Source organism: Myroides sp. DF42-4-2, from assembly GCF_030326445.1.
In the GTDB taxonomy this organism is placed as follows: Bacteria; Bacteroidota; Bacteroidia; order Flavobacteriales; family Flavobacteriaceae; genus Flavobacterium.
This window is the reverse complement of record NZ_JACAKI010000039.1, coordinates 1-6,710: the sequence shown is the minus strand read 5'-3', so window position 1 is coordinate 6,710 and position 6,710 is coordinate 1. Positions and strand designations below refer to the sequence as shown.

The window sequence follows — 6,710 nt, the reverse complement described above, 5'->3', positions numbered from 1 at the left end:
TCAGTAAACCTAGTGTTAAATATATTTTTCTCATATACGATTTAATTTTTTACAAAGAATTGAACCAACTGTGTGAAGTTTCACACAGTTGGTGGTTTTATTAATAATTAAGTTGTACCCAACCTGTTCTCATATTTCCATGCGTAACAACTACATAATAGTAGGTTCCTGCTGGAAGCAATTTACCAGAATTGTTTTGACCTGCCCATTGTGTTTTATATCCTAATCCATGACTGTAAACCTCTACTCCATTTCGGTTAAAGATCTGGAGTTTAGCAACACCGTGATTACTTAAATCAAAGGTATCGTTGATCCCATCGCCATTAGGTGAAAATCCTTTAGGAATTGGACACTCTTCAAAATCTACTGTAAAACTTGTCTCATCATAACAATAAACCTCTTTATTACCGTTTCTTGTTACAATATAAATCGTCATTGGAACAATTACTTCATAATCTACTGGCAACTCAATACCGCCTTCATTTGGCAAGGTGTAATACTTACTTCCCGCAGGTAATGGTGGCAATTTGTAGGCTTCACAGCTAAATACTTGATCTTCAAAAACAGGAGAGAATACCTCTGGCAAAATCTCAATTGTGAATTCCGATTGTCCATAGCATCCATTTTCATCCTCACGATAAACATACAAGGTGTTCATTCCTACGACATTATACAGTGCACCTGCTTCGTATTTGGTTCCCGCCCCGTATGGATCTGTATAGTATGCTTCTCCATCCGCTAATTTAGGTAAAACAACTTCTTTACAAATAAAAATAGGCTCTATTTGAGTTGCCCCTAATTGCTCATTTTTACCTAGCCTAAATGAGGTATCTTTCGGACATTTGGTCAGCTTATTAGTAACCTTCATATAGATGATCTCATCTTCTGGAGTCTTCGTTACAAACGAGGGGTCTATTGGATTAATACCAGCATCTAAATCGGCTTTACTAGTAAAATACTCAATCGTAAATTCCTCTATATTTAGACCTTGTAATACCGAAGGAATAATTTCATCTAAATTATAGAAATACTCTGATCCTGGTTTTTTAGCGCAATCATACAATGTTGTAGGAGTGCTTAATTCGAATGGTTCTTTTAAGAAAGAAAAGTTCTTTTTAATTTCTAATTCCTCACCATTACAATGGGTATAACTAATTTTTCCTGTATAGACAACTGATTCCTCAATAGTTACGCTAATATCCGTTTGATCAGAATAGAATTCTCCATCTTTTAACCATTGGAAGGTAGCAATTGATGGGCCACTAGGCACAAAGCGCCAAGCCTCATTTTGAGCATCCCATGGTCCAGAATTTCTTCCTGGAGGGGCATAGCCTTGAGTACCATCTTCATTTTGAATACCAATTAAACCACTTCCGTTATTAAATCCAGTACATGCCTTTCTGTTCTTTACATAGACTTCAATAATATTAGTACCTTCATATAAAACAACTTGCGTTGTTTGCGTACTTCCCTCAATATCAGATGGGTTGTAAGGACAGTTAGAGCCAAATAATCCCATGTGATACATATTAAATACTAACGCACGACATGGAGCGGTTCCCAAAATCTGATAGTTAACAGAATAATCTGATGGAGAATTATTAGGATACATATCTTGCATTACTCCAAAAATTGAATTTACATAAGGAGGGCTTCCGCCTCTATCTATTGGAATTTGATGCGTATCATCAAAGCTATATCCCGTAGTACCAAGCGGTCGGTATCTTCCATTTTCGACTTCTCCAGCTATACTGAATGTCAGCATCCCATTAGTACCGATTAATACTTTGTCATAACTATTGCCAAAAAAACAAAAATCAAATCCAAGATCAATGATATCAGACCAATAATCATCTCTTGTCAAACTAATAGCATCTCCTCCCACAAATGGGAACGGAGGATCGTAGTCAATCGATTCAACTTCATATTCTGTGGTAGCTCTGATATCGTAGAAATTTGCTTTTAAATCTAGCGTTACAGGTTCATCTGTACAAAGGTAGTAATTCCCATCATCAGCAATTTCAATATCGAGTTCCTCAACGTTAATATTTGCACATCCTGGAGGGTAGAAAATAGAGAATTCTTGTGGTCCTACCCAGAATCCTTTTTCAGTATCAGAACAAATAGCGCGAACATAAACACGATAGAACACCTCTTCTACAGCATCTTCAAATATATACTCTGGGGTTCCTTCTACTACAATACCCTGAGTAGCATATAAAGGATCTCTTTCACCTACTTCATGGATAAAAACTTCCCATTTTGTTTCATCACCAGCAGGTGTCCATGAAATATGAAAATCTTCTGTATTGTCAATTTTCTCAATCACAATTTCCTCAATATCCCCACAAGTCACATGTTGGATATACAAGTTTTTAATTGCAGCAGGTGGTTGAGCACCGCTATATCCATTTTGTCTCCACTCAAAAATAACACGCATAGTCTGACCCGCATAGGGTGTAGCATCAAAATCAATGCGCTCTGGTGTAAAAGAAGCCGTTAGATTGTAAATATCTTGTCCTAACTGAACTCCGCCACTATTGGCAGCAGTTGTCTGTACACCGGCTACAGGAACGTATGTAGTAGGTACTAACCAGACCTTGAAATAATCATAAGCATAAGGTGCTGTTCCTTCTCCTTCGGATCTCCATTTAAAGCTCATCGTGTAAACTTCTGTTGCATTTGCTGGGAAGACAATGTCTTTATAAATATGTGAAACTTGTACACCATTTACATCATACGAGTTAGAAACTCCGTTGTCTTTACTGATATACATTGCTTCTCCAATAATATTATCAGCTTGACCCACAAACCATTTATTCTTGCTGTCGTTCACATAGCCAAATTTTGGATTCTCGTTAAAGTCCTCATAATACGGTAAATTAACAGGGCCCAAATCTGTTCCAAACACTATAGGTCCTTCCCAATAGCCTGTATCAGTCGCACTACAATGAGAACGTACCCAAACAAAAAACTGTGTACCATCCTCTAAGTTATTTAAGGTATGAGTTGTTCCATTAACTGTAGCAGTTGGCGTAGTTGTTTCATCTGGACGAATCCCCGTTGTATTGTGATAAACATCATAGGAGCTTATTCCTGCAACCGCAGTCCATGAAACAACTGCTGAATTTCTTGTTATTGATCCGATGGTGATCGTTGTAGGATCAACAGTCGGACATGTGATTTGTTTCAGTTTTAAATTGTCTATTGCCGCTGGAGGTTGAGTCCCACCACTTGTGTCATTCTTCCATTCAAAGACTAGACGCATGGTCTGCCCTGCATAGGTAGAAGCATCCGCAACGATTCTTTCCGCTTCAAAGGAAGGATTCAAACTATACACGCTTCTTCCTACTTGTACACCTCCACTATTTGTGGCTGTGATTGCAGTCCCAGCAGTAGGGATATGCGTAGTAGGAACCATCCAAACTCTAAAAACATCCCATGAATTTTCTCCCACACAGCGCCAATCAAATGTAATTTCAATATCTGTTGCTCCGGTAGGAATCGTGAAGTCCTTAAAAATATAGGAATATTGTGCTATTTGATTATTTGTATAGATATTGCTCACCCCTTCATCATTACTAATATATAGGGCTCTCTCACCACCATTATTTACAGCATTACCAATAAACCATTTATTCAAATTATGATTGACGATACCGTACTCTTGATCTGTTTCAAAATCATCCACATAGGGTAAACTCACAGGAACAAGAGGTGTTGTTTCACGTAAATTACTCCATAAACTTTTATTGGTGCTAGAGCAAATTGAACGCACCCAAATATAATACGTTGTATTACTTGCTAAGTTATCGAATGTATGTGAGGTAGTGCTCACGGTTGTTCCTACTGCTGTATCAGCTGGAGCGGTTGGAGTAGTTGTAATTATTACTTCGTAATTTGAAACGCCCTCAACTGCTGTCCACTCAACATCAATACTAGTACTGGAAAGGGTGTCAACAGCTAAATTTGTCGGTTGAACACAAGCCGAATATAGCAATTTCAAATTGTCAATCGCTGCAGGTGGTTGCGTTCCTGCCCAGTCGTTATTTTTCCATTGAAACACTAAACGAACCATTTGTCCTGCAAAATCACTCGCATTGACCACCATACGCTCCGTGATGAAAGCTTGATTTAGGTTGTACATAGTACGACCGAGTCGAACTCTATCCGCCGATATGGTAATCTCACTTCCCGCTACTGGCATAAAGTTGACAGGTACAACCCATACACTAAATCCGTCACTGCCATCCCCAACTGAACGCCAATCAAATTGCACTTCAATTTCTTCTGCATCTGCTGGTATAGTAAAATCTTTGTAAATATGAGATACTTGAGTGGTCGAAGTCGAATATTGATTCGTTACACCATCGTCATTACTGATATATAAACTAGACGTACCTCCGTTATTAACGGCAGTACCGATATGCCATTTATTGAGACTGTGATTGGCAAAGCCATAATTTCCTTCTTGTTCAAAGTTGTCCGTAAAAGGAAGCGTAGCTGGTATTAATGCGGTAGTAAACACAACAGGTCTACTGATCCAAGCTGTTGTTGAATCATCCTCACAAATATTTCTGGTCCAAACATAATAGGTTGTACTTTCCGTTAAGTCCTCCAAGTCTAAAGAGCGATCATCGCCAGTTAGAGAACTTCCAGAAGGAGTTGTTGTATCCGTTGGTGCCGTATCGGTCGTTGAGATATAGTAGTCAATCCCATTGGATTCACCCTCATCAATAATATCCCAATTCAATTGTGCACTTTCTGCTTCGATATTGCTTACCGCTGTATTCAAAGGGAAATAACAGCTAGGCGGAACAATTCCCCCTAAATATATCTTAGGCAAATATTGATATCTTCCACTAGGCGAGCCTAATCCTGTGTTTGGACTAAACTCCGTATCCGTGTTGCGATTAATTCCTCTATAATTAGTAGTTCCATAAACACCAAAACTAGCACCACTAGACCAACCTGGTGCATTTTCGTACAAGGCAATGGCCAAATTGCTTCCTTCATTCCAGACAAAAGGAGAATCCAACTCTATTTCAACCCATGCATTTCGAACAAGCGTAACTGTTCCTTGGAAGACTTGTGAAAATAACGAAGGATCTATCCAGTTCGTAGCAGAAGTTCCTGTAAACTCTCCAACGGAAGTATTCAACATATACAATGTCCATCTATCATAGTTAGAAGTTGTTCCGTTTCCTGTATAATATAATCGGATGCGTTCAATAAGCTTATTAGCTCCCAAAACTCCCTCTACCTCGTCAGCAGTATAGATCATTTGAGCGTAGTTATAAGAGTTATAAGAATACAGTGGGAATGAAGTTTCCGTTCGAGTTCCTTCGCCAATTACACCTATTTCTCGCGTTGTAAAAGTTCTAGCTTCAGAAAAATCCGATGCTGTATCTTCATCACAAACCACCTTCACATATACACTATAGTTTGTGTTATCGGTCAAATCCGAAATTTCAATAGGGAATGTAGTCAAATCGGTAACCGTGCCAGAAGTAACGAGTCCGGTAGCACCAGAACCTGCTGCTTCTGCTGTACGCACTTCATATTGAACAGATAAGGCCGTACTATTTACACCAATCACATCCAATTCCATACTAGTGGCACCAACAGTACTGACTATAGGTACAGCGCCTAAACAACCCGGTGTCTCAGTACCAAATGTGATTTTTATATTTGGTCGATTACTAAGAAAGCTCAACATCCCATCTGGAGCAGAGGAATCCCTTGTTGCACCCAAATGCAGATTTGTTGCACTTGACGCCTTAATTTCCAATCCATTAATAGAGTCAGTACCACTGCCTCCAAAATTCGCCTCTACCAAGACAACTAGGTTTTTTGTACCTCCTGAATAGTGAAAACTCCTATCCAAAGTAATCGTTCTATACCCTGTAGTAGTAGCCTCAAATACACCGCTATATACAGGTAAAGCATCATTTATCAAAGTAGCCCAAGTGGCTGAAGTCAACGTAGCTGCGTCCACTTCTTTTAGATAAATCTTTATAGGACGGTTTGCACCTGTCCTACCGACGTTCCAAGCTAATTGGGTGATAAATCCTCCTTGTCCTATCTCTGCGGCTGTATACAAAGCAGCAGAGCGTTGGTAACCAAAGTAATTACTCAACGGATGCGTTTGATTTATTGTCCCAACACCTATGGTCACTTCTTGTCCATAGCTAAGCATAGCGCTCAACAAGAACAAAAAGAGCATCGTAATTTTCTTCATACAAATCTGTTTTAAGTTAGTTACTACCAAATATAAAGTTTTTTTATATTAATATTAACAAAACGTAAAGATTAACAAAACAGAAGATGTAAAAATATAAGTAAATTAAATACACATAAACATTAAATTACACAAAATAAAACAATATCTTCATCAACAAAACACTTAAAGCCCCTTTATGTTAACAGAATCATAACATTCTGTCATTTTGTTGCTAATTATTCATTTCTAGTACGTAACAAAAAATCCCCACCCCATAACAGGGTGAGGACTTTTCTAACTATACTAAACTTAATACTTACATTTTTTTATTTGAGGATAACAAATTCACTGCGTCTATTGATCGCGTGATCCTCTTCGGAACAGTTTGATTTACAATCGATTTTTGGCTCACTAGCGCCATATCCTTGGGATTCTAGGCGATAAGGCTCTATGCCTTTTGACAACACGTATTGAACGGTGGTCTTCG

The 6,710-nt window shown here is 38.5% G+C and carries 1 protein-coding gene; it reads right to left on the bottom strand.

All coding sequences use genetic code 11. The features are described 5' to 3' along the window. Window positions 1-100 precede the first annotated feature (100 nt). Entirely contained in the window at window positions 101-6,241 is a 6,141-nt protein-coding gene (locus HX062_RS15855; RefSeq protein ID WP_286468093.1) for a fibronectin type III domain-containing protein, read from the bottom strand. Window positions 6,242-6,710: the final 469 nt, after the last annotated feature.

What these genes read in the sequence shown, in the direction of transcription:
- HX062_RS15855 (WP_286468093.1), bottom strand. Translation starts at nt 6,241, where the DNA reads ATGAAGAAAATTACGATGCTCTTTTTGTTCTTGTTGAGCGCTATGCTT.